The sequence below is a fragment of the Enterococcus sp. GPZ-007 genome, from assembly GCF_059374735.1.
This window is the reverse complement of record NZ_JCAFYN010000001.1, coordinates 23,941-50,506: the sequence shown is the minus strand read 5'-3', so window position 1 is coordinate 50,506 and position 26,566 is coordinate 23,941. Positions and strand designations below refer to the sequence as shown.

General features: G+C 38.4%; 16 protein-coding genes. All 16 read left to right on the top strand.

Annotation, left to right across the window (positions count from 1 at the left end; all coding sequences use genetic code 11):
- The first annotated feature begins 1 nt into the window (after position 1).
- The 16 genes from AC4J95_RS00200 to AC4J95_RS00125 all read left to right on the top strand — a co-directional run bounded on the left by AC4J95_RS00200 (position 2) and on the right by AC4J95_RS00125 (position 26,553).
- On the top strand, positions 2-1,507 hold the full coding sequence (locus AC4J95_RS00200; RefSeq protein ID WP_494548134.1) for a sugar ABC transporter ATP-binding protein: 1,506 nt from the start codon (positions 2-4) through the stop codon (positions 1,505-1,507).
- A gap of 15 nt (positions 1,508-1,522) precedes the next feature.
- Entirely contained in the window at positions 1,523-2,503 is a 981-nt protein-coding gene (locus AC4J95_RS00195) for an ABC transporter permease (RefSeq protein WP_494548133.1), read from the top strand.
- Positions 2,504-2,517: 14 nt separating this feature from the next.
- A complete protein-coding gene (locus AC4J95_RS00190) occupies positions 2,518-3,741 on the top strand; it encodes a sugar ABC transporter substrate-binding protein (protein ID WP_494548132.1) in 1,224 nt (407 codons plus the stop codon).
- Between the two features lie 17 nt (positions 3,742-3,758).
- Positions 3,759-4,751 (top strand): ABC transporter permease, encoded by a 993-nt coding sequence (locus AC4J95_RS00185; protein ID WP_494548131.1) that lies wholly within the window; start codon positions 3,759-3,761, stop codon positions 4,749-4,751.
- Positions 4,752-4,853: 102 nt separating this feature from the next.
- Positions 4,854-6,497, top strand: coding sequence for a glycoside hydrolase family 3 protein (locus tag AC4J95_RS00180; protein ID WP_494548130.1), 1,644 nt, complete (start codon positions 4,854-4,856; stop codon positions 6,495-6,497).
- Positions 6,487-9,045 carry a family 78 glycoside hydrolase catalytic domain gene (locus AC4J95_RS00175; RefSeq protein ID WP_494548129.1) on the top strand — a complete coding sequence of 853 codons (2,559 nt, stop codon included), beginning with the start codon at positions 6,487-6,489 and terminating at the stop codon, positions 9,043-9,045. The genes AC4J95_RS00180 and AC4J95_RS00175 overlap by 11 nt, the downstream gene beginning before the upstream one ends.
- On the top strand, positions 9,023-9,664 hold the full coding sequence (gene pgmB, locus AC4J95_RS00170) for a beta-phosphoglucomutase (RefSeq protein WP_494548128.1): 642 nt from the start codon (positions 9,023-9,025) through the stop codon (positions 9,662-9,664). Before AC4J95_RS00175 ends, pgmB begins: the two co-directional genes overlap by 23 nt.
- Before the next feature lie 678 nt (positions 9,665-10,342).
- Positions 10,343-12,985 (top strand): cation-translocating P-type ATPase, encoded by a 2,643-nt coding sequence (locus AC4J95_RS00165; RefSeq protein ID WP_494548127.1) that lies wholly within the window; start codon positions 10,343-10,345, stop codon positions 12,983-12,985.
- 179 nt (positions 12,986-13,164) lie between these two features.
- Complete coding sequence (locus tag AC4J95_RS00160; protein WP_494548126.1) at positions 13,165-13,626, top strand: DUF2975 domain-containing protein; 462 nt, start codon at positions 13,165-13,167, stop codon at positions 13,624-13,626.
- Between the two features lie 9 nt (positions 13,627-13,635).
- The gene (locus AC4J95_RS00155) at positions 13,636-13,851 is read left to right on the top strand and encodes a helix-turn-helix domain-containing protein (RefSeq protein WP_316401890.1); all 216 of its coding nucleotides are present in this window, start codon (positions 13,636-13,638) and stop codon (positions 13,849-13,851) included.
- Between the two features lie 135 nt (positions 13,852-13,986).
- Positions 13,987-15,132 (top strand): tRNA guanosine(34) transglycosylase Tgt, encoded by a 1,146-nt coding sequence (tgt, locus tag AC4J95_RS00150; RefSeq protein ID WP_137664790.1) that lies wholly within the window; start codon positions 13,987-13,989, stop codon positions 15,130-15,132.
- Between the two features lie 99 nt (positions 15,133-15,231).
- Positions 15,232-15,579 carry a preprotein translocase subunit YajC gene (gene yajC, locus AC4J95_RS00145; RefSeq protein WP_494548125.1) on the top strand — a complete coding sequence of 116 codons (348 nt, stop codon included), beginning with the start codon at positions 15,232-15,234 and terminating at the stop codon, positions 15,577-15,579.
- A gap of 274 nt (positions 15,580-15,853) precedes the next feature.
- Positions 15,854-17,464, top strand: a complete 1,611-nt coding sequence (locus AC4J95_RS00140; RefSeq protein WP_494548124.1) for a SpaA isopeptide-forming pilin-related protein — start codon at positions 15,854-15,856, stop codon at positions 17,462-17,464.
- A gap of 394 nt (positions 17,465-17,858) precedes the next feature.
- Positions 17,859-21,464: an MSCRAMM family protein gene (locus AC4J95_RS00135; RefSeq protein ID WP_494548123.1), complete on the top strand. Its 3,606-nt coding sequence runs from the start codon at positions 17,859-17,861 to the stop codon at positions 21,462-21,464.
- A 256-nt stretch (positions 21,465-21,720) separates the two neighbouring features.
- Complete coding sequence (gene adhE / locus AC4J95_RS00130) at positions 21,721-24,321, top strand: bifunctional acetaldehyde-CoA/alcohol dehydrogenase (RefSeq protein ID WP_494548122.1); 2,601 nt, start codon at positions 21,721-21,723, stop codon at positions 24,319-24,321.
- Between the two features lie 387 nt (positions 24,322-24,708).
- A complete protein-coding gene (locus AC4J95_RS00125) occupies positions 24,709-26,553 on the top strand; it encodes a glucose PTS transporter subunit IIA (protein ID WP_494548121.1) in 1,845 nt (614 codons plus the stop codon).
- Positions 26,554-26,566 lie beyond the last annotated feature (13 nt).

Below are 26,566 nucleotides of genomic sequence, written 5' to 3'. Positions count from 1 at the left end.
AATGGAAAAGCGAGAATTATTAAGTGCGAGACACATAACAAAAAAATTTGGAGATGTTACTGCACTGAATGATGTTTCAATTCAAATTGAATCTGGGAAAACTATTGGATTGATTGGCGAAAATGGTTCTGGGAAAAGTACGATTTCTTCTATATTGTCTGGAATCATTAAACCATCTTCAGGAAGCTTAAAATACAACCAAAAGGACTATCATCCTATTAATATGGTCGATGCTTTAGAAAAAGGAATCGGTATGATTGTTCAAGAAGAAGGAACGATTTCAGGAATCTCTGTGGCAGAGAATATGTTTTTAGGAAACTTGAAGTATTTCAACAAGAGAGGAATTGTCTCCAAAAAACACTTGATTGAAGAGACACAGAAAATTTTGGATAAGTATGACTTACAAGAAATATCCGCCTCTCACTTAATTGACGTTTATAGTCAAGAAGAACGAAAGTTACTCGAGGTTGTCAAAGTACTGATGAAAGAACCTCAAGTCTTAATCGTTGATGAGACAACAACGGCCTTATCTCAGCAAGGAAGAGAATTCATTTATCGGCAAATGGCGAAGCAAAAGCAGGAAAATAGGGCAAGTATTTTTATTTCCCATGATTTAGAAGAACTAATTGAGCATTGCGATCAGCTAATAGTTTTAAGGGACGGTCTTCTTATTGATGTATTAAGTAAAGACGAATTTGATGAAAGTAAAATCAAAAATCTGATGGTAGGTCGGGAATTGACTGGGGCATATTATAGAGAGGATTTTAATCCATCCTCTCAGGAAGAAGTATTACTGACTGCTAAACATTTAATGTATGAAAATAAAGTAAAGGATATAAGTTTTCAGGTTCATAAAGGGGAAATAGTCGGTATTGGTGGTTTGTCTCATTGTGGAATGCACGAGTTAGGAAAGCTTCTTTTCGGATTTTTGAATCAAAAATCTGGAACCGTTTTATCTAATTTTTATGATCGTGAAATTAAGTCAACCAAGGATGCAATGAAAGTAAAAATAGGCTATGTTTCTAAAAATCGAGATCATGAAGCACTAGCTCTTAATTCGTCAGTAAAAGATAATATTTCAATTGGTGGATTAGATATTTTAGCTGGGAAACTTGGGTTTATCAGTACAAAAAATGAGAAAGAATATGTGGACCGCCAAATTGAAGATCTCGCTATTAAAACACCTAGCAGAGAACAGGAAGTGCAGTTTCTTTCAGGAGGAAACAAACAGAAGGTGGTGTTCGGCAAGTGGTTAGCACGAAATTGTGATGTCTTGATTTTGGATTGTCCTACTAGAGGAATAGATATAGGGGTCAAGGCAGCGATGTATCGCTTAATGGAAGAGATGAAAGAGCAAGGTAAGGGGATAATTCTTATCTCTGAAGAGCTGCCAGAATTATTAGGAATGAGCGATCGATTGCTGATAATGAAAAATGGTGAAGTGAGTCATGAGTTTCTGAGATCCGAAACCTTAAAAGATACAGAGGTTATCCAGTATATGATATAGAAAGGAGGAAATAGAATGGAAAAAACAATTTTGGGAAATTCTCAGGAAGAAAAGCGGAGAAAAATTATCAGTAAAAAATTAATTTTTGAAAGCGCTCCTTTTATCGGGTTGATTGGACTGATAATAATCTATTTTGGAATCTCAGGTGGTAATATTTCTCTCTATAATTTCGAAATCATTATTAATCAGTCGGTAATTCTAACGGTAGTAGCCATTGGTGCTGTTTTTATTTTTTCGTTTGGATCATTTGATATTTCACTAGGAGCATCAATGGCGGTTAGCGGAATGATTGGAGTTATGGCATACAATCGAACAGAATCCTTTGCCATCATGTTGATTGTTTGTCTTACTACAGGTGTGTTAGTTGGGATAGTAAATTCTTTGCTATCAGCAATTTTCAATTTGCCAGCTTTTGTTTCCACAATCGCGATGTTGAGCATCCTAACGTCCTTAGTAGACCTTATTTTAGATGGAAATACTAACATTAGCTTGTTAGGATCAACAATGGAAATTGATAATCTAAGTGTAAAAATGGTGATACTAGTACTCTTCTTTTCAGTTGCCTTTTATCTATTTAATAAAACAGAGGTTGGAAGGAAGAATAAGTTTTTAGGAAGTAATCCTGTGGCCGCGAGCCAAACAGGTATTTCGATAGTTAAACAGACTATCTATTCATTTTGTTTTTCAGGACTGGGCGTTGGGTTAGCAGCTTTCATCACAATTTTGAGAGCGCCGACTTTAAGTAAATCAACAGGCGGTTCAATCGGAATGGATGTATTAATCGCTATTGTTTTTGGTGGAATGTCAGTTTCAGGGGGAGCTAGAAGTAAAATCGGTGCTGCTGTAGTGGGATCATTGTCCATTACAGTGTTAAACCAAGTGCTTTTAGTTTTAGGAGCCTCATTCGGAATGACGCAATTGATTAAAGGTGTCATGTTTTTGGTAGTAGTGTTTGTTGCATCACTAAATTACAGATCTAAATTATTACCTAGATAAGAGGAGGAAAAATAATGAAAAGATTATGGAAGAAGAGTTTGTTAGTTTTTGCTACATTGATGATGTTGCTAATACCGGTGTTAGGGGCTTGCGGGAATGATTCATCAAAAAAAAGTGGTGCTGCTGAAAGTGGTGAGAAAGTTAACATTGGTGTTTTGATTTATGATCCATCAGATTCACAAGTATTGGCATTCCAAAAATATTATAACGATTACATCGCAAAAAAATACAATGTTGAATTCAAATTTTCAGATGCAATTTCCACTGCTGAGGAAGAAAAATCAGCGATTGAGAATTTTGCATCACAGAATTGTAAAGCAGTCATTGCTTTAACACAATCAGATATGGTCGCAGCAATTAATGAGGCTGCGAAGGCAAAAATGTATTATATCGTTGGTGTAGGAACAATGACGGATGAACAATATGAAAAAACTAAAGACAACGAATACTTTTTAGGAACAATCGGACCTGACTTAGATTCAGAAGAAAAGGCAGGTTACGATATGGCTAAGCACTATATTGCTGAAGGAGATACAAATTATGTCCTTTATGCTGGTGGAATGAGTTATGGAGTTGACGCACATAGAAAACGGTTTGATGGGTTTGTAAAAGCACTCCAAGAAGCTGGGGTAACCTATAAGAAACCAGAAGCTGGAAAATTTATCGGAACTTTTGAGAGCGACAAGTATACGATTCAAGTGTTAGAAGGATTTCCGGACGAAGCTGGTGCATTCTACACAGAAGCTCAACAAAAACTTGGCGAAAAGGGTGTTCAGACTTTATTGTCAGTTGGAATAGGATTAGAAGTTTTTGGAGCTACGATTTCAAATGTCAATCCTGATATCAAATTAGCGACTGTTTCTGCATTTACTGAAGCGTACAAAGACGGTTTCGATGCGAAACCTCAACAAGTTGATTACTTATCAGGGACTTTTCCTGCAATGATTGGACCAACATTTGCTGCTGTAATGAATGCTGTGAATGGTGATGGTGAAGATTTCCGTGAGGATGGTAAAGCCTTCCGAATTACTCAAAATTATTGGAATGCTCAATCAAAAGAAGAGTTTGAAACTATGTATAAAATTGCCAATGATTTTAAGGACCCTGCTATTAACAAAACAGATATCGATAAATTAATTAAAAATAACAATTCAGATATCACGTTTAATGAATTTAAAAAATTCGCTAGTAATGTGGATTTTGAAACAATTCAAAATAATATTTCTGATAGAAAATAAGAAATGAGGAGAAGAAAATGGAAAGACGAGTGAAAAAAATTATCAAAACTTTTTCGATTCCAGTTTGCGTATTTCTTTTCTTCTCCATCCTATTGTTCAGCCAGGGAACCACATTATTTAATACAGCGAATCATTATCGAACCTTTATTAATGCATTCGTAGTAACTACTTTTATTGCTTGGGCTCTGAATCTCAACCTTTCAACTGGGCGGTTTGATTTCTCTTTGGGATCAATCAGCTTATTGTCTTCCATTTTGGGAGTAAAAGTGATGTGGTTTTTGGAGAGCATAGGTTGGAGAATGAATGGATGGTATATGCTAATCGTTATCGCATTGTTTGGTGCACTATTCGGAATGATTTCAGGGCTCACTTATGTATTATTAAAAATTCCACCAATTGTCACATCATTGGGGATGACATTGATATACGAGGCGTTAGGATTTATCGCCACAGAGGGTGGTGGTGTTGTGCTGAATCGAACGTTACATCTGTCGAAAATTGGTTCTATGGAAAATCAATTGATTATCCTTTTAATAGGATTTGTAGCAATCTATGTAATCTCTAATATGACGACTTTCGGTTTCAATTGGAAGACACTGGTGTCAGGACAAAAGATTGCCGTAGATACAGGAATAAGTGAGAAGAAAAACGCTGTAATATCATATACATTATCCGGTGTTTTTGCTTCTGTGGCCGGTTGCTTCACAATGAGCATACAAGGAACGGCATCAGCAAGTTTGAATTTTGGAACGATCTCAACAATTTTTGTAGCTTTCTTACCATTATTTATTGGTGGTTTTATTGGAAGGTTTAGTGAAGAAAAGTTCGGAATACTTTTAGGATCCTTTACCACGGCTTTGATCACTTTGGGATTTGTTAGATTAAATGTTTCGGCCCAAATGCAGTCATTTTGGAATGCGATCATTCTTTTGGCTTTCTTGATATACCTGAATAATGAATACAAAATATTATCATTCTTGAGTAAGAGGATTACTTTGAATAATAAATGAGGTCGCGACAGAAGTTGTTTCTGGAACACCGTTTATTCGTAGGAAGGGAGCCGTGACAAAAACTGATGTCACGGCTCCAATTTTATAGATGGAGGTAAAAAGATGAATTTAAGAAAAAACCCCTTCTACTTGAATGAGGAACAAGTGAGTTGGGTTGAAAAGACAATAAAAAGAATGAATCAGGATGAAAAAATTGGACAATTATTCGTTACAATTGGATTTTCAACTGAAACTAATTATCTGGACAATCTTTTAAGGCATCACATTGGTGGATTGTTTTTTAGATCTGGTAATTTTGAAGAGATGAGAACAACTTTAGAATACGCGCAAGTTAAGTCAAAGATCCCTTTATTGACACCTGCCAATTTAGAGTACGGCGGAAATGGTGCTATCAATGAAGGAACAGCATACGCCACTCCAATGGCTATCGCTGCGACCAAAAATAGCCATAATGCCTACACGCTAGGACACATTTCTGCAGTAGAAGGAAAACAAATCGGGATCAATTGGTCCTTTTCTCCAGTGGTAGACTTAGATTTGAATTTTAGAAATCCTATAACAAATGTACGAACCTATGGAGATGATCCAAAAAGAGTTGTTGAGAATGCAAAAGAATATACTAGAGCATTTCATGAACAAGGTTTAATGACCTCCATAAAGCACTTTCCGGGAGATGGTGTGGATGAACGAGACCAACATTTATTAACATCTGTAAACAGTTTGCCAGTAAATGCTTGGTGGAAGAGTTATGGTCTAATCTATCAGGAAATGATCGATTTTGGAACCAAGGCAGTAATGATTGGACACATAGCGTTTCCAGCATATTCTAAGTCTCAGATGCCAGCTACCCTAAATCGTTCTCTCCTGCAAGATCTTTTAAGAAAAGACTTGAATTTTAATGGATTAGTGATTACTGATGCTTCACCGATGGTAGGATTTACTTCGGCGATGTCTAGAAAGGAAGCCGTTCCCTTATGCATTGAATATGGATGCGATATGTTATTATTCAACAAAGATTTTGAAGAAGATATTCGCTATATGAAGGATGGGTTGAAATCCGGTCTCCTATCTGAAAAAAGGCTTAATGAAGCAGTTTATAGAATACTTGCAACAAAGGCTTCACTAAACTTGTATAAAGAATCAATCAGCGATCCAGCTTCTTATATAGATTTTTCAGATGCTCAAGAAAGTATCGCTGATGAAGCAATCACCTTGGTTAAAGACGAACAAAATCTATTACCTATTAGAAAGAACGAAACTAAAATTCTTGTTGAGATTTTGGGAAGCTTTGATTCGAATCGTTTCGTAGAAGAAAAATTTGTTAATGAATTAGTCTCTGATGGTTTTGATGTAGATATCTATCAAAAAGAAGAGAACTTTTATGAACTAGAAGATGTTGAAACTTTCAAATCTAAGTATGACCTGGTAATTTATATTGCGAATATTGAGAACTCTAGTAATCAAACTACAGCACGCATCAATTGGCATACATTGTACGGTTTGGGGAACAATCTTCCATGGTTTGTTAAAGAAGTGCCGACGATGCTTATTAGTTTTGGTAATCCGTATCATTATTTTGACGTTCCGATGGTATCAACCATTATCAATGGTTATTGTAATTATGAGTATTTTATCAAAGCCGTTGTGTCTAAACTAACGGGAAAAAGCAGGTTTAAAGGTATTTCACCAATCGATCCTTTATGCTCTAATAAAAAACTGATGGAGTTGATGAGAGATGAAGATTAGTAATTTAAGGGTAAACGGCCATCTTCAACCCATTGGCTATCATTTTGATCATTTAACATTTTCATGGGATCTAATTGGAAATTCGACAGAGGAGATATTATTTCAACGAGTCCTGATCGCTGTAGACTCAGAATTCAATACAGTGGTGGAATCTGCGGATACTACCAGCAGTCAAAACATTCTTTCAGTAAACCATGATTTTTTATCACCACGAACAAGGTATTACTGGAAGGTAATTACTCAATTAAAGACTGGTATCTTTGAAAAGGTTAGCTACTTTGAAAGTGGAAAATTGACTGAACCATGGGATGCAAACTGGATCAGTTACTCTAATGAAGCTATTGATAGTGTCATTTTTTCGAAAGAATTCTCTCTAGCAAAAAAGATAAAATCTGGTCGATTATATTGCTGTGGATATGGTCTCTATGAGGCTACTATAAATGGTATGAAAATTACTAAAGAAGTTCTTTTACCTGGTTATCATAGTTATGATTTACTCAATCAATATCAAACATTTGATATCACTGAGCAATTAAGACAAAATAATCAGTTATCAATTCTAACTGGAAACGGGTGGTATAAAGGGCGTTTTGTTTTTGATGGCGGTTACGAAAACATTTATGGAGAGAAACAAAAGTTAATCGCTGAAATAATTGTTGAGTATGAAGACGGCACTTCGATAAAGTGTGTTTCAGATGATTCTTGGTCTGTAACTACCTCTTTTATCAAAGAAAATTCAATTTACGATGGAGAAACCATTGATTATCACTCAAAACCCAATCAATTAGAAATAACGGAATTATCGAATGGTAAAGAATTGTTAGACGAACGTAGCAATCCACCAATTTTAAAGCAGAAGGTATTTCGACCACAAAAAGCATTCTTTGATAAAACAGGTAGTATTGTTTTAGATTTCGGTCAAATAATTACAGGTTGGTTGGAAGGAAATGTAGCATCGGATCAACCAATTCGTTTTCGTTTTGCTGAACTTTTGCAGGAGGGCGTCTTCTATCAAGATAATTTGCGAACTGCTAAACAAGAATTCAGTATTTTTTCACCAAAAGAAGAAATATATGTTCGTCCCCATTTCACTTTTTTTGGATTTCGTTATGTTCAGGTTACAGGATTATCGATGGAACAAGCCGTTGAATTAAAAGCGTATGCAATTCATTCAGACATGGAAGAGTTATTCAAATTTGATTCTAGTAATGACAAGCTGAATCAATTAGTTAAAAATATCCAATGGAGTCAAAGAGATAACTTCCTTGATATTCCCACGGACTGCCCTCAAAGAGATGAGCGAATGGGGTGGACCGGAGATGTTACAGTTTTTGCAAATGCTTCTTGTTACAATATGAATACTCGAAGTTTTTATGAGAATTACTTAAGAAACTTGTCACTTGAACAAAATAATTTATCAGGCTCAGTCCCTTTTTTCGTTCCCTTTCCTAAGATTGATCCTCACGAAGGAATTAATCCTTTTTTGGTTTCAGATGGAGCCGCTGTATGGAGTGATGTAGCCACAGTTTTACCATTTCAATTGTATCGTCACTATAAAGATAAGGCCTTGCTTGCAAAAAATTTAGAAGTCATGGAAAACTGGGTCAACTATGTTTATGAAAGAGATGTGGCGAACGGTTCTAAACACTTGTGGAATTTCGATCGGCAATTAGGTGACTGGCTAGCGTTAGACACAGATGATTCAAGAAATCCTATTGGAGCGACAGATCCTAATCTGATTGCCTCAATTTATTATTATAAATCAACAAGTAATTTGGCGAAATGTTTGCAGTTTTTGGAAGATGAGCGGGCTGAAAAATATATGCAATTAGCAACGGAAATTCATCAAGCGATAGTTGATGAATATTTTATAAATAATAAGCTCCTGCTCAAGAAGGTTACCCAAACAGCTTTAGCCTTATTATTAAGGAATAGCTTATACCCTTCTGAACAAGCAAAAAAAGAGTTACAGATAAAATTAATTGAGCTACTAAAATCAAATAACAATTTTCTTAATACAGGATTTGTTGGAACACCCGAGTTGACGCATGCTTTAGCTGAAAATAATTTTTCAGAAGCAGCGTATACGTTACTTTTGAATGAAGAATGTCCAGGGTGGTTATATGAAGTAAATCAAGGAGCTACAACTGTTTGGGAACGCTGGGATTCCATATCGCCAGATGGGACAATTAATGGTACAGATATGAATAGTCTAAATCATTATGCATATGGAGCTGTTCAAGATTTCATAATAGAAAAAGTACTAGGCCTTAGTCATGTAGATGAAAGTTCTGAAATCCTAACGATGAAATTAGAACCTTATTTTGACAGGAGACTCGATTGGGTAAAAGGTAGTTTCAAAACATCAAATGGTCAGATCGAAATATCTTGGAAATGGAGAAATCAGAAAATTATTGATTTGGAGGTTGAAATCCCTCATGATACACAATTAGTGTATATAAAAGGAAATCATGAGAAAAGTATTCTAAATTCAGGAACCACAACTTTGGAGGTAGTAGAAAACGATGATTTTAGGAGCGATTTTTGATCTTGACGGTGTATTAGTCGATACTGCTAAATATCACTATACAGCATGGAAACAATTAGCAACGGAACTGAATATTCCGTTTAGTTTAGAGGATAATGAAAGATTGAAAGGGGTCTCTAGGGTGGAGTCATTAGATATTCTTTTATCTTTAGGGGAAACACATTATTCTCAAGAAGAGAAGAACCGATTCATCAAAAAGAAAAATCAAACCTATCTAAATCTAATTGAAAGAATGTCTTCGGAGGAGGTGCTTTTAGGTGTAAATGAGACGCTGATTCATTTGAAAAGATCTGGTATCAAGTTGGCTGTCGGATCAGCTAGTAAAAATGCACAAACTATTTTAAAAACTACGAAACTATTGGACTACTTTGATGAAGTTGTTGATGGTAATGATGTAAAGACTGCCAAACCAGACCCGGAAGTCTTCCTATTAGCGGCAAAAAGAATTCTGATTGAACCTAGTAAGTGTATTGTCTTTGAAGATTCGCGTGCGGGGTGCTTAGCCGCAAAAGCAGCCAATATGTATTGTATTGGAATAGGATCAAAGCTAAAATTACCAGAAGCAGATATCGTACTTGAAAATTTAGTGAGATTTGACATCAATAAAATCGACAATTGAAAGTGGCTAAAATTTGGCTAAAATCGACCTTCAATTCTCCGCAAAACAGTGCAAACTTTCGATATTCAGTTTTAAAGAAATAGCGTAGAATCGCCGTCATTTCAACACATTCCAATCATAACCACAAAAAAGCCAGGCTCTCGATAAGCCTGGCTCTTAGAATTTCGGAAGGATTAAATCATTCGAATTTTATATTACTTTATTGATACATGTAAAGTATTACATGAATTTCTTGACTATAAACATAAATATTTGTTTTTACTACGTTTTCACTTGTATTCAGTTTTAAGAAACTTATTTCTTACTTACGTATCTTTTTACTTGTGTGTTTGATGTACTACTCAACCTTGGATACGCATTCACTATTTTTATAAGGAAATACTTCACACGTACACTATTGACAACTTTTCGGTGAATCTTGTATTACTAACAATTTTATTGTTTACTTTTTTCTACTTTCTTATCGAGAAATCCTTCGAATGATTTAAGTTCCTCCTTCCTTGTATCTATAATATAGCACATCCTAATCATTTTTGAAAGCGATTGCACTTGGTTATTTTGAATAATTTATTTTGTTACTTTTTGATGGATTATCAAGGTGTATGCTTTGAGTTAAGAATCTTTTCTGTGTTATAGTAATAATATAGGTAGTATTTTTATAACATAAGGAGGAATAGGATGGAACCCTACAAAGAGACAGTTGATACTGTGATTGATGAATATAGTGCTGATTTAGACAATGGTTTATCAGAGAGTAAAGTCGAAGAAAAAATTAAAAATAACGGAAAAAATAAATTTGAGGAAGCGCCTAAGGAATCATTGGCAAAAAAGTTTTTCCATAGTTTGACCGATTTCACGACAATCATTTTATTAGTGGCTGCAGTCATTTCTTTATACACTGCGATTGCTACTGATCATGGAGATTATTTTGAAAGTTTTTTGATTATCGCAATTGTTGTGATCAATTCTGTTTTAGCAATTGTACAAGAAGGAAATGCTGAAAAAGCTTTATCTGCCCTGCAAGACATGAATAAGCAGACTGCCACAGTCATGCGTGACGGCAAGCAACAAGAGATTGATGCAGAAGAATTAGTACCAGGAGATACATTATTACTGGAATCTGGATCAATGATTACGGCTGACGCTCGAATTGTAGAAGCTTCGCAATTACGCGTAGAAGAATCTGCATTAACTGGAGAAAGTGAACCAGTGATGAAAGATCCGGAGTATCAAGGTGAAGAGGACGATTCATTAGGAGATCGTTTGAATATGCTCTATAAAGGATCGACTGTAGTTAATGGTCGCGGGAAGGCAATCGTAACTGCGACTGGCATGAAGACCGAAATGGGAAAAATCGCTGGCCTGTTAAATAGTGATGAAACTCAAAAAACACCTCTGCAAAAACGATTAAATCAATTAGGCAAACGTATCAGTTTGATCGCTTTGGCAGCTGCGGCTTTTGTGTTTTTCATTGGCGAGATGCAAGGCGAACCGATGTTGGACATGTTTATCACGGCAATTTCATTAGCGGTCGCGGCGGTTCCGGAAACCTTGACAGTTATCGTGACTCTGACACTGGCATTCGGCGTGCAGAAGATGGCACAGAAAAATGCGATTATCCGGAGATTACCTGCGGTTGAAACATTGGGCTCGGCAAACGTCATTTGTTCAGACAAAACTGGAACGCTGACACAAAATAAAATGCGCGTCCGTCGTGTCTGGACTCACGGAGATTCTGTGGTAGATACCGAAGAAGGTATGACCGAAGAAGCGATGGAAGTTTTAAGTATTGCAGCTTTGTGTACGGATGTTATCGTAGAAAATGATGACAACGAGTTAGAAATCAAAGGCAACCCAACTGAAGCGGCGATTGTTCGTGCGGTAGAAGAAAATTATCATACGAAAGCTGAACTGGAAGAAAAATATCCGCGAATCGGTGAAATCCCATTTGACTCAGATCGAAAGATGATGACGACTGTACATAAGCGCGGGAAGAAATTTATCTCCATTACTAAGGGAGCTTTCGACGTTTTACTACCAAAATTTCATTATGGCGACGTGGATCAAGCTGCTATTGTCAATGACCGCTTTGGGAAAAAAGCATTGCGGGTCATTGCTGTAGGTTACGCGATCCATGAAGAAGAACCAAAAGAAATTACTTCAGAAGCTTTGGAAAAAGATCTGCGTCTAATGGGTCTGATCGGGATGATTGATCCGCCACGTCCAGAATCAAAAGCCGCAATTGCCCGTGCGAAAAAAGCTGGAATTAAAACGGTCATGATCACTGGAGATCATGTTGTGACTGCTGGAGCGATTGCAAAAGAACTAGGAATCATGAAAAGTCGTAAAGAAGCAATCTCTGGCGCTCAGCTGCAAAAAATGACCGATGAAGAACTAGATGATCGCGTTAAAGACCTATCAGTATACGCTCGTGTAACACCGGAAGACAAGATTCGTATCGTTAAATCTTGGCAGCGTTCAGGCGCTGTTGTGGCGATGACTGGTGACGGAGTCAATGATGCACCCGCTTTGAAAGCCAGCGATGTTGGTTGTGCGATGGGGATCACAGGGACAGATGTGGCGAAGGGTGCTGCTGATATGGTCCTGACTGATGATAACTTTGCGACGATCGTTGATGCGGTTGCTCGTGGACGTTCTGTTTATCAAGGGATTCGTAAAGCAATCAACTTCTTGTTGAGCTGTAATATCTCTGAGATTTTTATCGTAGTAATTGCGATGCTGCTAGGCTGGGGCGCTCCGTTTACAGCCGTTCAGTTGTTATTCGTTAACGTTGTAGCAGACGGACTGCCAGGGTTTGCTTTAGGTAGAGAGCCGGCAGAAGCAGGGATCATGGATGAAAAACCGATTCCTCGTGATGAAGGAATCTTCGCTCGCGGACTTTGGAAGAAGATCGGTCTGAATGCAGCGATCTTTACAGTCGTGACTTTAATCGGCTTTTACATTGGTGCATTTGTTGAGCATGTCAGCTACTTTACACCGCCTAGTTTAGAAGTTGGTCAAACGGTAGCCTTTCTAGTATTGGCCTTCTCGTCAATCCTGCATGTCTTTAATGTACGCAGCAGCAAGTCGATTTTCAAGGTGGATTTAGCTACGAATAAATCATTGGCACAAATGGCTTGGTTGGCTTTAGGAATTACAACGGCGATAGCCTTAATTCCGCAAACACAAGAATTGTTCTACTTGGTTCCAATCAGTATGAATCATTGGGTAATCGCGATCTTGCTTTCGATCGTACCGATTATTGTGACTGAACTGATCAAGTTCCATAAAGCACCGGAAGTTGATCCGGAAAATATCTAAGCAGTAACGCTAGGCTGATTTCAGCTTAGCGTTTTTTCTGGTGGAAAGCTATCTGTCGCTACAGAGAGTTCTGGTAAAACTTTATATTTAGTTAAGCGTATCGTTTATCGATAAAAATATGTTGAATATCAATTCGTTGAATGCTAACATATGGCTATCAAATTTAGTGGGGTGTTTTAATGAAGCTCAAGGTCAATTTGCTTAAAACGGCATTAGTTATTATTTCGTTATTCGTTCTCTTCATCACAGTAATTTTTATGTTCCAATTCTCATCGGAAAAAAAGAACGTAGTTAACACTATTCTTTTCTGCGCAGTTTTTGGCTCTGTTTTATTAGGGTTTCGGGTATTGTTTTTATTGAATCGAATATTGGATTTTATTCAACGTGCAGAGGCTTTTTCTGCCAAGACATTGAAGGTTGTTTCGAAGATTAAGAAACTGATTCTTTTGATCAGTCTTGTGTTTTTGGGAATCTTGCCGTTTTTCTACACGGTTGCAGATCGGCAAGATGCACCTGGCGTTTTGGTGATTGGTTTGGGGCTTGTTTCGATTCCTTTCACAGCGTTTATCTTTTCTCAAATTGTCGAGGAATTATTTAAGAGTGCTGCTGAGCTGAAGAATGATAGCGAGTTAACTATTTAGGGGGAACAAATGGCGATTATTATTGATTTAGATGTTGTCTTGGCACAGCGAAAAATGAGCGTGAGCGAACTCTCCGAAAAAGTCGGGATCACGCTCGCGAATATATCAATCCTGAAAAACAATCGTGCAAAGGCAATCCGTTTTTCAACCTTAGATAAGATCTGTGAAGTTCTGGAGTGCCAACCGGGAGATATTATAAAGTATCAAGAAGATCAGAAGAAATAGAGGGTTTGGTGATTAAGCTGGATTCATTGTTGCAATCTGTCTTAAGCCTTGTACAGAAAGTTGCAAAAGCGGGTTAAAACCAGTATTATGGTACAAGTTGCAAACACATACATATAGAAGAAAGTAGGAAATTAAATGACTGAACCTGCCATTTCTTATCGCTTAATAAAGAAAGAAAAACATACTGGAGCGCGTCTTGGCGAAATCATCACGCCTCACGGAACGTTCCCGACACCAATGTTTATGCCAGTGGGAACGTTGGCTACTGTAAAAACCATGTCACCGGAAGAATTGAAGGAAATGGGTGCTGGCATCATCCTGAGCAACACCTATCATCTTTGGCTGCGTCCTGGTGAAGATCTAGTCGCAGAGGCAGGCGGCTTGCATAAATTCATGAATTGGGATCAGCCAATCTTGACTGATTCAGGCGGCTTCCAAGTCTTCTCACTAGCGGATATGCGTAATATCGTTGAAGAAGGCGTGCATTTCAAGAACCATCTAAATGGTTCAAAAATGTTCTTGTCACCGGAAAAAGCCATTGATATTCAAAATAAATTAGGCTCTGATATCATGATGAGCTTTGACGAATGTCCGCCATTCGATGAAAGCTACGATTATGTGAAGAAATCAGTAGAGCGCACGTCACGTTGGGCTGAACGAGGCTTGAAGGCCCATGCGAATCCAGCAACTCAAGGATTGTTCGGGATCATCCAAGGTGCCGGTTTTGAGGATCTGCGTCGTCAAAGTGCGAAAGATCTAGTCAGCATGGATTTCCCTGGCTACTCGATCGGCGGTCTATCTGTTGGTGAACCTAAAGAAGAAATGAATCGAGTATTAGAGTTCACCACACCGTTGATTCCAGAAAACAAACCGCGTTACTTGATGGGCGTCGGTGCGGCTGATTCATTGATCGATGGCGTGATTCGCGGTGTTGATATGTTCGACTGTGTCTTACCTACGCGTATTGCCCGCAACGGTACTTGTATGACTTCTGCCGGACGTTTAGTGGTTAAGAATGCGAAGTTTGCTCATGATTTCCGTCCGTTGGATGAAAAGTGTGATTGCTACACTTGTCGTAATTACACACGGGCATACATTCGCCACTTGATTCATTGTGATGAGACGTTTGGTATTCGTTTGACTTCGTATCACAATCTGTATTTCTTGATCAACTTGATGAAACAAGTTCGCCAAGCAATTATGGATGATAATCTATTAGAATTCCGCCAAGCCTTCTTTGAAGAGTATGGTTTTAACAAGCAAAACGCAAAAAGTTTTTAAAGTCTGGTTAAAATGCTAGTGAAAGACTGAAAACTTTGTTACAGTTAAAAGGAATTACTTTAGAAGGCGAGGAAATTAAAAATGGGCGGAAGCTTTTCAATGATTATTTTGTTAGTGTTGATGCTGGGAATGTTCTTCTTTATGAATCGTTCTCAAAAGAAACAACAGCAAGAACGTCAGAATTTATTAGATGCAATGAAGACTGGGGACAGCGTCGTAACAATCGGTGGATTACACGGTGTGATCTCTGAAATCAATGATAGCGACAAAACGGTTACTCTAGACTGTGAAGGAATCTACTTGGTATTTGATCGTTCTTCAATCAGAACGGTGAAATCTGGTGTACGTCCAGCGGCAGCTCCCGTTGAACCAGCAGCAGTTGAACCTACAGAACCAGAAGAAACAGTAGTAAAAGAAAAACCTGAAGACAAACCAGAAGAGAAGTAAGAGCGATTTCTGGCTTTAGCATTTTTAGGTATCAAGGCGCGTATTTATACGCGTCTTTTTTGTTGTGTAAAAAAACCAGATTGCTTACTGAACGTTAAAAATAAGAAATATAAGATTTTAAAATTGGCTCTTTAGCGGTCAATATTCTGAGAAAATAAGGAAAAGCGGTACGAATAGAAAGTTAGATAGAATGCGTATATATAAATAAGAGAAGATGATTTTGGAGCTAGTATTTTTGGTTGTTTGATTAGAGATGGTATTGGGGGAGAGAATGATGAAAATCAGCAAAGGGCCAATTCTCATGCTTTTTTTACTGCTGAGTTCCTATTTAGTAATTTTAGGAATTGCAAAGCCGACAATTTCAGCGGCAGTAAAAGATACTACTGCTAAGGTGCACGTATTGGATTTGAAATTAGTAAAGGATGATGGAAGCGCGGTTACAGAGAGCAATCAGATTCAACTGAATGACAGGATTCAATTAGACTATATTTGGAACATCAATCAGGAAAGCATGACTGAGATTGAGGCAGGAGATACCTTTCGTATTTCTCTACCAGATGCGCAGTATTTTCGGAGTGATGATAATAGTTTAGAAACGAAGCTTAAAGATTCTGTAACAGGCGAAACTTTGGGCCAGGTTTCATTATCAGATAATCAATTTACAGTGACGATCAATGAAACGGGAGCGAAACAAAAAGAGTTATCGCAGCTTCATCTGAAAATAAACGTAAAGGCTATAAAGGTGGGCAGCCAAATCAATGCTGGCGGAAATGGATCGCTGACCATTCCTCAACTGGAGATCATTGATCCCAATGTTCCTACGGATGATTTAATCCAAGCGAACGCCAAAATAGCTGGTGTTGGTATCTTGGATAAGCCTCTGAATTTTGATTATGTGATTGTTGACAAAGCGGATCAGAAAGAAGCAGTCGCCTTTGGAAGAACAGAAAGAAAGCTGATTCAGAAGGGAGAAACAGTCAAAGTTGTTTTTTACAAAAGCAAATCAGCACAAGGCGAATTGTCAAACAAGATTGATGGAAACACAGGTGCTTCAGGCTGGCGTTCTTTATTCAAAGATGATCACAGCTATTTAATCCGAGAGATGCCCAATCCAGATTTTTCAGCGGTGATCACTGGCGGCGTTGGCGAAGGGGATCAATACGATTATCAGATGGATGATTCTCGAACAGCTCATTTTTTGATCTTAAATCAAACGATCTTAAAGGAGCGATTTACCAATGATCTAGCGGCGGTTCCGACAATGGTGATTCCGAAAATTGAGAATGAAACCCAGAAGGACACGACTGAAAAGACGAGCTTGAAGCAAAGCGCTAAAGAAACAACGCCAAAAACGTCGACGGCACCTGATACGATAGACAACTCCGCGGAAAACACCGAGGAAAAGAAAGGAATTGATTTGACCAAGACGGATTCAGCAACAGGAGAACCGCTGCCAGGAGCTGAGTTTGAACTGAAGAACTCGGCTGGCGATAAAATGTATCTAAGAAAGGCATTGGTCACAGATGAAGATGGAGTGCTTCACATTAATCCCCTCCCAGCTGGAGAGTACACTTTGGTAGAGATAAAAGCACCAGAAGGCTATGTGTTGGATGATACCCCGATAAAATTTACTTTCGCTAAGGATGATCGGTTTGTAGCATTGGCAAAAGAGAATACGAAGGGAGATACGCCCATTCCAGAAAAAAAAGAATTCTCTGAATCATCGGAAACCAGTGAAGAATCCAGCAGTCAGCAAACGAATAAATCGTCCCCGTCTTCGTCAAAAAAAGAATATCCGGCAACAGGTATGAGGGAAAATCAATTATTCTCAATAGCAGGTCTTGGACTACTTGTTGGACTCTGGCTTTATAATAAGAAAAGATAAGTAGGGAAATGGCTGATCAGTTAAGACTGGTCAGTTTTTTTGTTGTACTCGAAAATCAGTGAGAGAACAGACTTTGGAAAGAAATTAATGATTGCTTAATAATACGCCAACAGACTAGTGAAAATTTTGGGACGAATGGAGACTAAAAAGAACTAGAAGTGACCTTGGATAGTAAAAAATCAAAATATTAATAATCCATTAAAAAATTGACAGATATAATTTGGAAATAGCCTAAAAATCGGCAAAAAATCTGAGAAAATTAAAATAAAGAAAATATTGTCAGTTAAGGGAATTAAATGTATCTATTTATTGTTATTTATAAGGATAAGGAGGAGATTGTATAAATCAGGATGGTTAATTGTTTATCACGAAAGAAAAAATGGAGGGGAAAGAGATGAGGAAAATAAAAGTTGTACATCTTGTGATGCTTATTTTACTAGTCAGCTCGTATATTGTAACGCTAGGAACGATTCGCCCTACCGTTTCGACGGCAGCAAAAGATATTACCGATCTAGTAGATATAACTGGATTGGAAATGGAAAAGAATAATGGGACAGAAGTAACTGAAGACAATAAGATAAATATCAGTGATACGATCCATCTACGCTATTCGTGGGAAATCAGCGAAGAAAATATGCTTATGGTTGGAGCAGGAGACAGCTTTGTACTTTCTTTGCCCGACCCGGAATATTTTGGCGGCTATAGAGATGAAGGACCCTATGAGTTAGAGAACCCTCATGGCGGAAATAGTTTAGGGATGTATGCATTGATCGGTAGTCAATTTGTCGTAACGATTAATGAAGAAGGTGCCAGACAGAGTGTGTTAACGGATGGTTGGTTATCAGTCGATGTAAAAGCATTGAAAGCTGGCACAGGGATTGATGGTGGTGGGAATGGTTCTGCGATCATCCCTAAATTGGAGATCGTTGACCCAGGCGGCGGTGAAAATCCAGGTGATGATGACGAAGAATACCCTGAGGAAAATCTGCCGTTTCATAAAAACGGAAAACAAAACCACAACCAAAACAGTATCAATTGGTCTTTTATCGTAAATTATCAAGGGCTTCATGAGTTGATTAATACTTATTCTGCTAATAAAGAAGCCGGAACATCAACAAAGATGGTAGCTCGTGAGAATGGCTTGTTAATCGATAAGTTAGATCCAGGAATGAAATTTCAAGACGGCTCGCTTTATGTAACTGTCCCGGTCCATACGATCAATACGGTAGGCGAAATGGGGACTCGGTGTGTTAAGAATACTAACAACTTACAAATTCAAGATGCGTTTGAACGAATTTATCCTGATAATGCCGAATCTTATACCGACTTTATGAATCGCGTGAGGGATTACCCGGCGAAGAATAATCAACGTGCTTACGGTGTCTATACTGACAATGAAAATCGGGATACCGTCTTAGTAGCCTTTGGTGACTTGCCAGGAGGTCATGCACTATATAACGATGTTCATAACGGAGCCATCGCAAATGCGATAGCAACTGATGATTCCCTTAATGATACTCAAAAAGCAGATTTACAAAAAATTTATTGCGATCCTAATGAAAGTCCAGGCGGTGGAGGAATTGTCGCTTATGGATTAAGCTTTAATGCAGATGTATTAGTAGAGGAAGGCTATGGGAACGGCACCTATGCAAATAAGGCTCAGTTCATCTGGGGTGAGGATGGATTTGAAGAAGACGAATGGGAAACGGATTTTCAAAGAATCGGCGGTGGTGTAGCCAGCGAGTTTATTCAGGCGGAAAAAGAGGTTGAAGGAACTGGCGAAATGAAGGAGCCGCGTCATTTTGAATTTGAGATCGTAGATAAAACCAACTTAATAATACCGATTGCTTATGGTGTGACGGAAAAAGAAATAAGTCAAAAAGGCGAACGGGTCAAAGTAGATTTTTACAAATACAAAGATGCGGCTGGAAACTATACTGGAAAGATCAACGGAAACAATGGAACTGACGGCTGGGGCTCAGTCATGATCGATGGACACAGCTATTTGATCAGAGAAGTTGGCAGTCCTGAATATTCCCCGCTAATTACTGGGGGAACAGGCGAAGGTGATCAATATGATTACAACGCTAAAATCAACAAAGCCACCCAGTTTCTGATTCTAAATCAATCGACAATCAATCTGCAAGCTAAAAAGAAGGTTGTTGGAACTGCTGAACTGGACACTCCGACCACCTTTACTTTCCAATTGAAAAACAAAGGGATTCCTGTAGCTTATGGGAAAACGGACGTTGAAGAAAAGGATAAAGAATATCCAATCAATTTTTATACTTCACCTACTTTTGAAGAAGCAACAATTATTGTTGACTGGAAAAAAATTCTTCTATCCGGCGAGCAATATACATTAGAAGAAACGGACGCGCATGGGTATCAGCAAACATATACCCATCGTAAAGGCGAAAGTGGGAATTATTCCCAAGGCAATACCATCACGGTAGATAATGAAAATCATCATACCTTCCAGTTCTTAGTCGAGAATAAAAAAGAAAAACCGAAGGCGACTGAGGTTTCATTAACGGCTAAGAAAAACTTGGATGGCCGAAAGCTAAAAGATAAGGAATTCAATTTTGAACTGTATGACTCAGAAGGGCGTCTGGTAGAGACTAAAGCGAATGAAGGAAAGAGCATCGATTTTAAACCGCTGACCTTTGACAAAACGGGAACCTATACCTATACGATCAAAGAACAAGCCGGTGATGAAAAAGGTATGAACTACGATAAGAAAATAGTGACAGCGACGATTGAGATTGATGAAAAAGACAACAAGCTGGAAAGCAAAATCAGTTATACAGACGATGACGAAAAAGAAAACACCGCAAATGAATTTACCAATACATTCAGTGAAATCAAGCCAATTACTGTGTCCCTAAAAGCGTACAAGTCATTAATGGGCCGGGAACTAAAAGACAAGGAATTCAATTTTGAATTATACGACTCAGACGACCAATTGGTGGAAACCAAAACCAATGACGGATCAGATATCGACTTTGGACCGTTGACTTTTGATAAGATCGGAACTTATACGTATACGATCAAAGAACAAGCTGGCGATGAAACGGGAATGATCTATGATCAGAAAATTGTTACTGCTGCAATCACAATAAGTGAAAATGATCAGCAGCTAGAAAGCATGATTACGTATGTTGACGATGATAATCAAGAAAACTCTGCCAATATGTTTATCAATGTTTATAAAGAAGAACCGCCAACAGGAGGTTTCTGTATTAGAAAGGTTGATGATGATACCAATGAGCCATTGGCGAATGCTGTCTTCCACGTGTTTGACGCAGAAAATCAGCGAGTCAAAGAAGATGAGGTAATCAAAACAAATGAAGAAGGGGTTGTGAAAGTTGATGGTTTACCGTTCGGCGACTATTATGCAGTAGAAGCGGACGCACCTGAAGGCTATCTGATCGAGGCTGAACCGATGAGGGTTTCGATTCATGAGGAAAGCCATGAAGAAAGAAATATGGTAACTAATCGGGATCCTAAGATTCAAACAGGGATCACATTGACCAAAATTGATTCTGTGACTGGTAAAAAACTTCAAGGAGCTGAGTTTGACTTAAAAAATGCCGCCAATGATTCGATAGACTTGGGAAGAAAACTGATCACGGATGAAAATGGTTTGCTTCATATTGATTCTCTGCCAGCAGGCGAGTACTCACTGATAGAAACAAAAGCCCCGAAAGGTTATCAGTTGGACAGTGAGCCGCTGAAGTTTACCGTCGATAAGGAAAATAAACTAGTAGAATTGACTAAGAAAAATACCATAGAGCTTGTTCCAGACAAAAAAACTACACCTACAGTAATGCCAACAAAACCAAAAAGTTCCAATTCTGCTGTAAATCCGACTGTTCAATCGCCACCATCGACTACAAGCAAAGAGTATCCTAAATTGAACGCGTTGGAGAATTTTGCCTTAGCGGTACTAGGATGGGGAGTTCTAGGCGGATTTTGGGTATATGCCAAGAAAAAATAGCTCATTAATATAGAAGGAAGCAGAGATTGTATAAAAACCTGCTTTCTTTTTTTGAATTGTGAAAAGGAGAACTTTGATAACGTTTTTATGATTTCAAAACACTATAAAAACAATTGTTCTAATATCGCTGATATCATAGCATTTGTTAATAAAAAAATACGGTGTGAAAAAAATCACAAAAACTGTTTACAAACGATTGACGGTGTTGTATGATGTGTATGTGAAAAGTAACACAAAAATTTTTAGGAGGATACACATGGCTAAAGCGATTGAAAAGGAAAAAGACGCGATCAGCGTTGAGCAAGTGATTGACGAATTAGCGGCAAAAGCAAACGTTGCTCTGAAAGAAATGGAAGACTTCGATCAAGAGAAGGTTGACCATATTGTTCATGAAATGGCAATGGCGGCATTAGACAAACACATGATGTTGGCAAAAATGGCAGTTGAAGAAACTGGCCGTGGGATTGTCGAAGATAAAGCGATCAAAAATATGTACGCATCAGAATACATTTGGAACAGCATCAAAAATGACAAAACAGTTGGCGTGATCGGCGAAGACAAACAAAAAGGTTTGATCGAAGTTGCCGGACCTGTCGGCGTTGTTTGTGGAGTAACTCCTACGACGAACCCAACTTCTACTACGATCTTCAAATCAATGATCGCATTGAAAACTGGGAATCCAATCGTATTTGCATTCCACCCAAGTGCTCAAAAATGTTCTGCTGAAGCTGCACGTATCGTTCGTGATGCTGCAATCGCAGCCGGCGCTCCTGAAAACTGTATCCAATGGATCGAAAAGCCATCGATCGATGCAACATCAATGTTAATGAATCACCCGGGCGTAGCGATCGTTCTTGCGACAGGCGGACCTGGCATGGTTAAATCAGCATACTCTACTGGTAAACCAGCTTTAGGTGTAGGTGCTGGTAACGTACCTTCATATATCGAAAAAACTGCGAAAATCAAACGTGCAGTAAACGACTTGATTGTATCAAAATCATTTGATAACGGTATGATCTGTGCTTCTGAACAAGCAGTCATCGTTGACAAAGAAGTTTACGAAGAAGTAAAAGCTGAGTTCCAAGCACATCAAGTTTATGTAGTGAAAAAAGCGGAATTGAAGAGATTAGAAGACGCTGTAATGAACGAAGGCAAATATGCGGTTAACCCTGCGATTGTTGGTCATTCAGCTGAAGATATCGCTCAACGCGCTGGTATCAAAGTTCCTGCGGGCACAAAAATTCTGATCGCAGAATTAGACGGCGTGGGTGCTGATTACCCATTATCACGTGAAAAACTTTCTCCAGTTTTAGCAATGATCAAAGCAAACGATCACCAACATGGATTCGATCTTTGCCAAGGTATGTTGGAATTAGGTGGTTTAGGACATACAGCAGTTATCCATACTGAAGATGAAGATCTACAAGTGAAATTTGGATTGCGTATGAAAGCTTGCCGTATCTTAGTAAATTCACCATCTGCAGAAGGCGGTATCGGTGACATCTACAACGAAATGATTCCATCATTGACACTTGGTTGTGGTTCATACGGTAAGAACTCTGTATCTAAGAACGTATCTGCTATTAACTTAATCAATGTTAAAACTATAGCGAAACGGAGAAATAATATGCAATGGTTTAAATTACCATCAAAAATCTACTTTGAAAAGAACTCTCTATTGTATTTGACACAAATGGAAAACGTTGAACGTGTCATGTTAGTTTGTGACCCTGGTATGGTTCAATTTGGGTATGCTGACATCGTTCGCGAAGTTCTTGGCCGTCGTTCAAATGATGTGAAAATCGAAGTATTCTCTGATGTTGAACCTAACCCTTCAACAAACACTGTTTATAAAGGATTAGAAGTATTCAACGACTTCCAACCTGATACAGTAATCGCTCTTGGTGGTGGTTCTGCAATGGATGCGGCGAAAGGAATGTGGATGTTCTTTGAACACCCAGACACTTCATTCTTCGGCGCGAAACAAAAATTCTTAGATATTCGTAAACGTACTTACAATATCGGCAAACCTGAAAAAACTCAGTTCGTATGTATCCCAACAACATCTGGTACAGGTTCTGAAGTAACACCATTTGCCGTTATCACAGATAGTGAAACACACGTGAAATACCCGTTAGCAGATTACGCGTTGACTCCAGACGTAGCAATCGTTGACCCTCAATTCGTTATGACGGTACCTGCTTCAGTAACTGCTGATACTGGTATGGACGTATTAACACATGCGATCGAGTCTTATGTATCTGTTATGGCATCTGACTACACGCGTGGATTGAGCTTACAAGCAATCAAACTTGTCTTTGAAAACCTTGAAAAATCAGTGAAGACAGCTGATCCAGAAGCTCGTGAAAAAATGCATAACGCATCAGCAATGGCTGGTATGGCCTTTGCCAATGCATTCTTAGGAATTTGTCACTCAATCGCTCACAAGATCGGTGGAGAGTACGGCATTCCTCACGGACGTACGAACGCAATTCTGTTGCCTCATATCATCCGTTACAATGCGAAGGATCCGCAAAAACATGCGATGTTCCCTAAATATGACTACTTCCGTGCAGATGCTGACTACGCTGATATCGCTAAGTTCTTAGGACTTAAAGGCAATACAACAGCAGAATTAGTTGAAGCATTGATTGAAGCTGTCTACAACTTAGGAGCTACTTGTGGCATCGACATGAACTTGAAAGCACAAGGTGTGACTCAAGAAACGTTGAATACAACAGTTGATCGTATGGCAGAGTTAGCGTACGAAGACCAATGTACGACTGCTAACCCTAAAGAACCATTAATCAGCGAACTAAAAGAAATCATCGTAACTGCTTACGATTACAAAGCGTAAAAGTAAATGAAGCAGCCATCTAAAATTGAGACATCAATTTTAGATGGCTCTTTTTTTAATATTTCAAAATCTACTTGTTATGTGGGGGTTACAGGAAGTTTTTAACATAACATAATATTAAAAAGGCTTCTCAAGGATTGAAGAAAACATTCAGCCGCAGAGCAAACAGTTCTTTTAAACAGAGGGGTTCATTTTAGAAGAATTAAAAAAAGTGGTTGAAAAAGCTTGTTGACAGCGTTTTCTCCTCGTGCTACAATTGCTTTGTAAAATAACAATTATTCAGTAGGATTCGTTACGGGTAAAGCTGGCAATGCCTAAAGAAAGCGTATTTTGATACGCTCTCTTTGGGCATTTTTTTATTGAATAAATTAAAGGGAGGGCGATTGAATGAATAATCGAGATTTAGCGAAAGCGATTCTAAATGAAGTAGGTGGGGAGAAAAATATCAAGAGTTACACGAACTGTGTCACAAGGTTGCGCTTTCAGTTAAAAGACAGTGAAAAAGTGAATCAGCAGGCTATCGACCAATTGGAAGGTGTTTTAGGTTCGCAATTTCAAAGTGGACAATTTCAAGTGATTTTGGGAGGGAAAGTTGCAAATGTTACGAATGAGTTTAATGAATTAGTTCATCTATCGGATGAGAGAGATGACGGATCTTCCAATAATAGCAAAGGAATTATTTCCAATATCTTAAATACATTGTCTTCGATTTTGACGCCGGTTTTACCGCCAGTGATTGCGGGAGGACTTCTTAAAGGCTTTATCTTTATGTTTCAAAATTACGAGTGGATTGATGGAAGTAGCGACTCGTTGATCTTCTTTAGTGCTTTAGCGGATGCAATGTTTTATTTCTTCCCATTCTTGCTGGCAGTTAGTTCCGCGAAGAAGTTCAAAACAAACGAGTATCTTGCATTAACCTTAGCTGGACTTCTTATGTACCCTTATGCAATTGCGGAAGGACAAACCTTTATCAAGTTGTTTGGTGTGATCCCATTAGCTGTTGTGGATTATAGTGCTTCCGTATTGCCAATTATCTTTTCTGTTTGGCTGTTAGCGAACGTGAAACGTTTCTTTGATAAAAGAATACCTGAAATGGTGAGTATGGTCTTTTCTCCACTGCTTTCAGTACTTATTGTAGGTCCGATTTCGCTGGCAATGCTAGCGCCTTTGGGATTCTATATTGGAGAATATCTAGCTACGGGTGTGAAATGGTTAATTGACTTTTCTCCATGGTTGGCAGGATTGATCGTTGGAGGTACTAGACCAATTGTAGTTTTAGGAGGAATGCATCATGCGATGAATCCGATTATGCAACAAGAAATTTCAAGTTTTGGTTCTTCTCAATTGATGGCGATGGTACTTATGAGTACGTTAGCCCAAGCAACCGCTCCTTTGGCTGTTTACTTTAAAGAAAAAGGCTCCAAAGAGAAACAAGTTGCTTTATCAGCAGCTATTTCAGGATATATCGGTATTACTGAACCTGCGATCTACGGAGTACTTGCGAGAAATAAAGGATCTATGATTGCTGCTTGTATTGGTGGCGGTATTGGTTCTGCAATTAGTACGATGCTTGGTGGACAATGCTTTGGCTTTGTCATGCCAGGAGTACTATCTTTTCCTGCTTTCATGGGGGAAGGGTTTATAGGAATCATTATCGGAGGGATAGTTTCGGTAGTAGTAACTGCACTGCTAACATTTGCTTTAATGAATCGCTTTAAAAAAGAAGCAGCAGAGCAATCGAAAGTAGAAACTGCAGATGCAGGTGGATTAAACGCTGCAATGGAGGTCCCTTCACCAATTATTGGTGAACAGATTTCTCTGGAAAAGATTGACGATGCTACGTTTTCGAAAGAAATATTAGGTAAGACACTAGCTATTGCTTCTTCTGATGGACGAGTATACGCTCCTATGTCAGCAACAGTAAAAGCAATCTTTCCTACAAAGCATGCGATTGGTTTGGAACTGGACAATGGGGTTGAGTTACTGATTCACATTGGTTTAGATACCGTAACGATGAAGGGAGAAGGATTTGATTTGAAAGTTGAGCAAGGCGAGCATGTTGAAAAGGGCGATGTCTTGATAACGTTCGACAAAAAATTGATTCAAGAAAAACAATTAAATGATGTGATTATTGTTGTTGTAACAAATACAGAGACTTACGGTGTTGTAAAAAAACACGAAGCAGAGGCTGAGATAGGTTTAAATCAAAATCTATTTAGTATAGCAAAATAGAAACTTAAGGAGA

Coding starts and splice junctions, on each gene's coding strand:
- AC4J95_RS00175 (WP_494548129.1), top strand. CDS start 6,487: ATGAAGATTAGTAATTTAAGGGTAAACGGCCATCTTCAACCCATTGGC.
- adhE (WP_494548122.1), top strand. CDS start 21,721: ATGGCTAAAGCGATTGAAAAGGAAAAAGACGCGATCAGCGTTGAGCAA.
- AC4J95_RS00190 (WP_494548132.1), top strand. CDS start 2,518: ATGAAAAGATTATGGAAGAAGAGTTTGTTAGTTTTTGCTACATTGATG.
- AC4J95_RS00200 (WP_494548134.1), top strand. CDS start 2: ATGGAAAAGCGAGAATTATTAAGTGCGAGACACATAACAAAAAAATTT.
- AC4J95_RS00185 (WP_494548131.1), top strand. CDS start 3,759: ATGGAAAGACGAGTGAAAAAAATTATCAAAACTTTTTCGATTCCAGTT.
- AC4J95_RS00180 (WP_494548130.1), top strand. CDS start 4,854: ATGAATTTAAGAAAAAACCCCTTCTACTTGAATGAGGAACAAGTGAGT.
- pgmB (WP_494548128.1), top strand. CDS start 9,023: ATGATTTTAGGAGCGATTTTTGATCTTGACGGTGTATTAGTCGATACT.
- AC4J95_RS00135 (WP_494548123.1), top strand. CDS start 17,859: ATGAGGAAAATAAAAGTTGTACATCTTGTGATGCTTATTTTACTAGTC.
- AC4J95_RS00195 (WP_494548133.1), top strand. CDS start 1,523: ATGGAAAAAACAATTTTGGGAAATTCTCAGGAAGAAAAGCGGAGAAAA.
- AC4J95_RS00165 (WP_494548127.1), top strand. CDS start 10,343: ATGGAACCCTACAAAGAGACAGTTGATACTGTGATTGATGAATATAGT.
- AC4J95_RS00125 (WP_494548121.1), top strand. CDS start 24,709: ATGAATAATCGAGATTTAGCGAAAGCGATTCTAAATGAAGTAGGTGGG.
- tgt (WP_137664790.1), top strand. CDS start 13,987: ATGACTGAACCTGCCATTTCTTATCGCTTAATAAAGAAAGAAAAACAT.
- AC4J95_RS00140 (WP_494548124.1), top strand. CDS start 15,854: ATGAAAATCAGCAAAGGGCCAATTCTCATGCTTTTTTTACTGCTGAGT.
- AC4J95_RS00155 (WP_316401890.1), top strand. CDS start 13,636: ATGGCGATTATTATTGATTTAGATGTTGTCTTGGCACAGCGAAAAATG.
- yajC (WP_494548125.1), top strand. CDS start 15,232: ATGATTATTTTGTTAGTGTTGATGCTGGGAATGTTCTTCTTTATGAAT.
- AC4J95_RS00160 (WP_494548126.1), top strand. CDS start 13,165: ATGAAGCTCAAGGTCAATTTGCTTAAAACGGCATTAGTTATTATTTCG.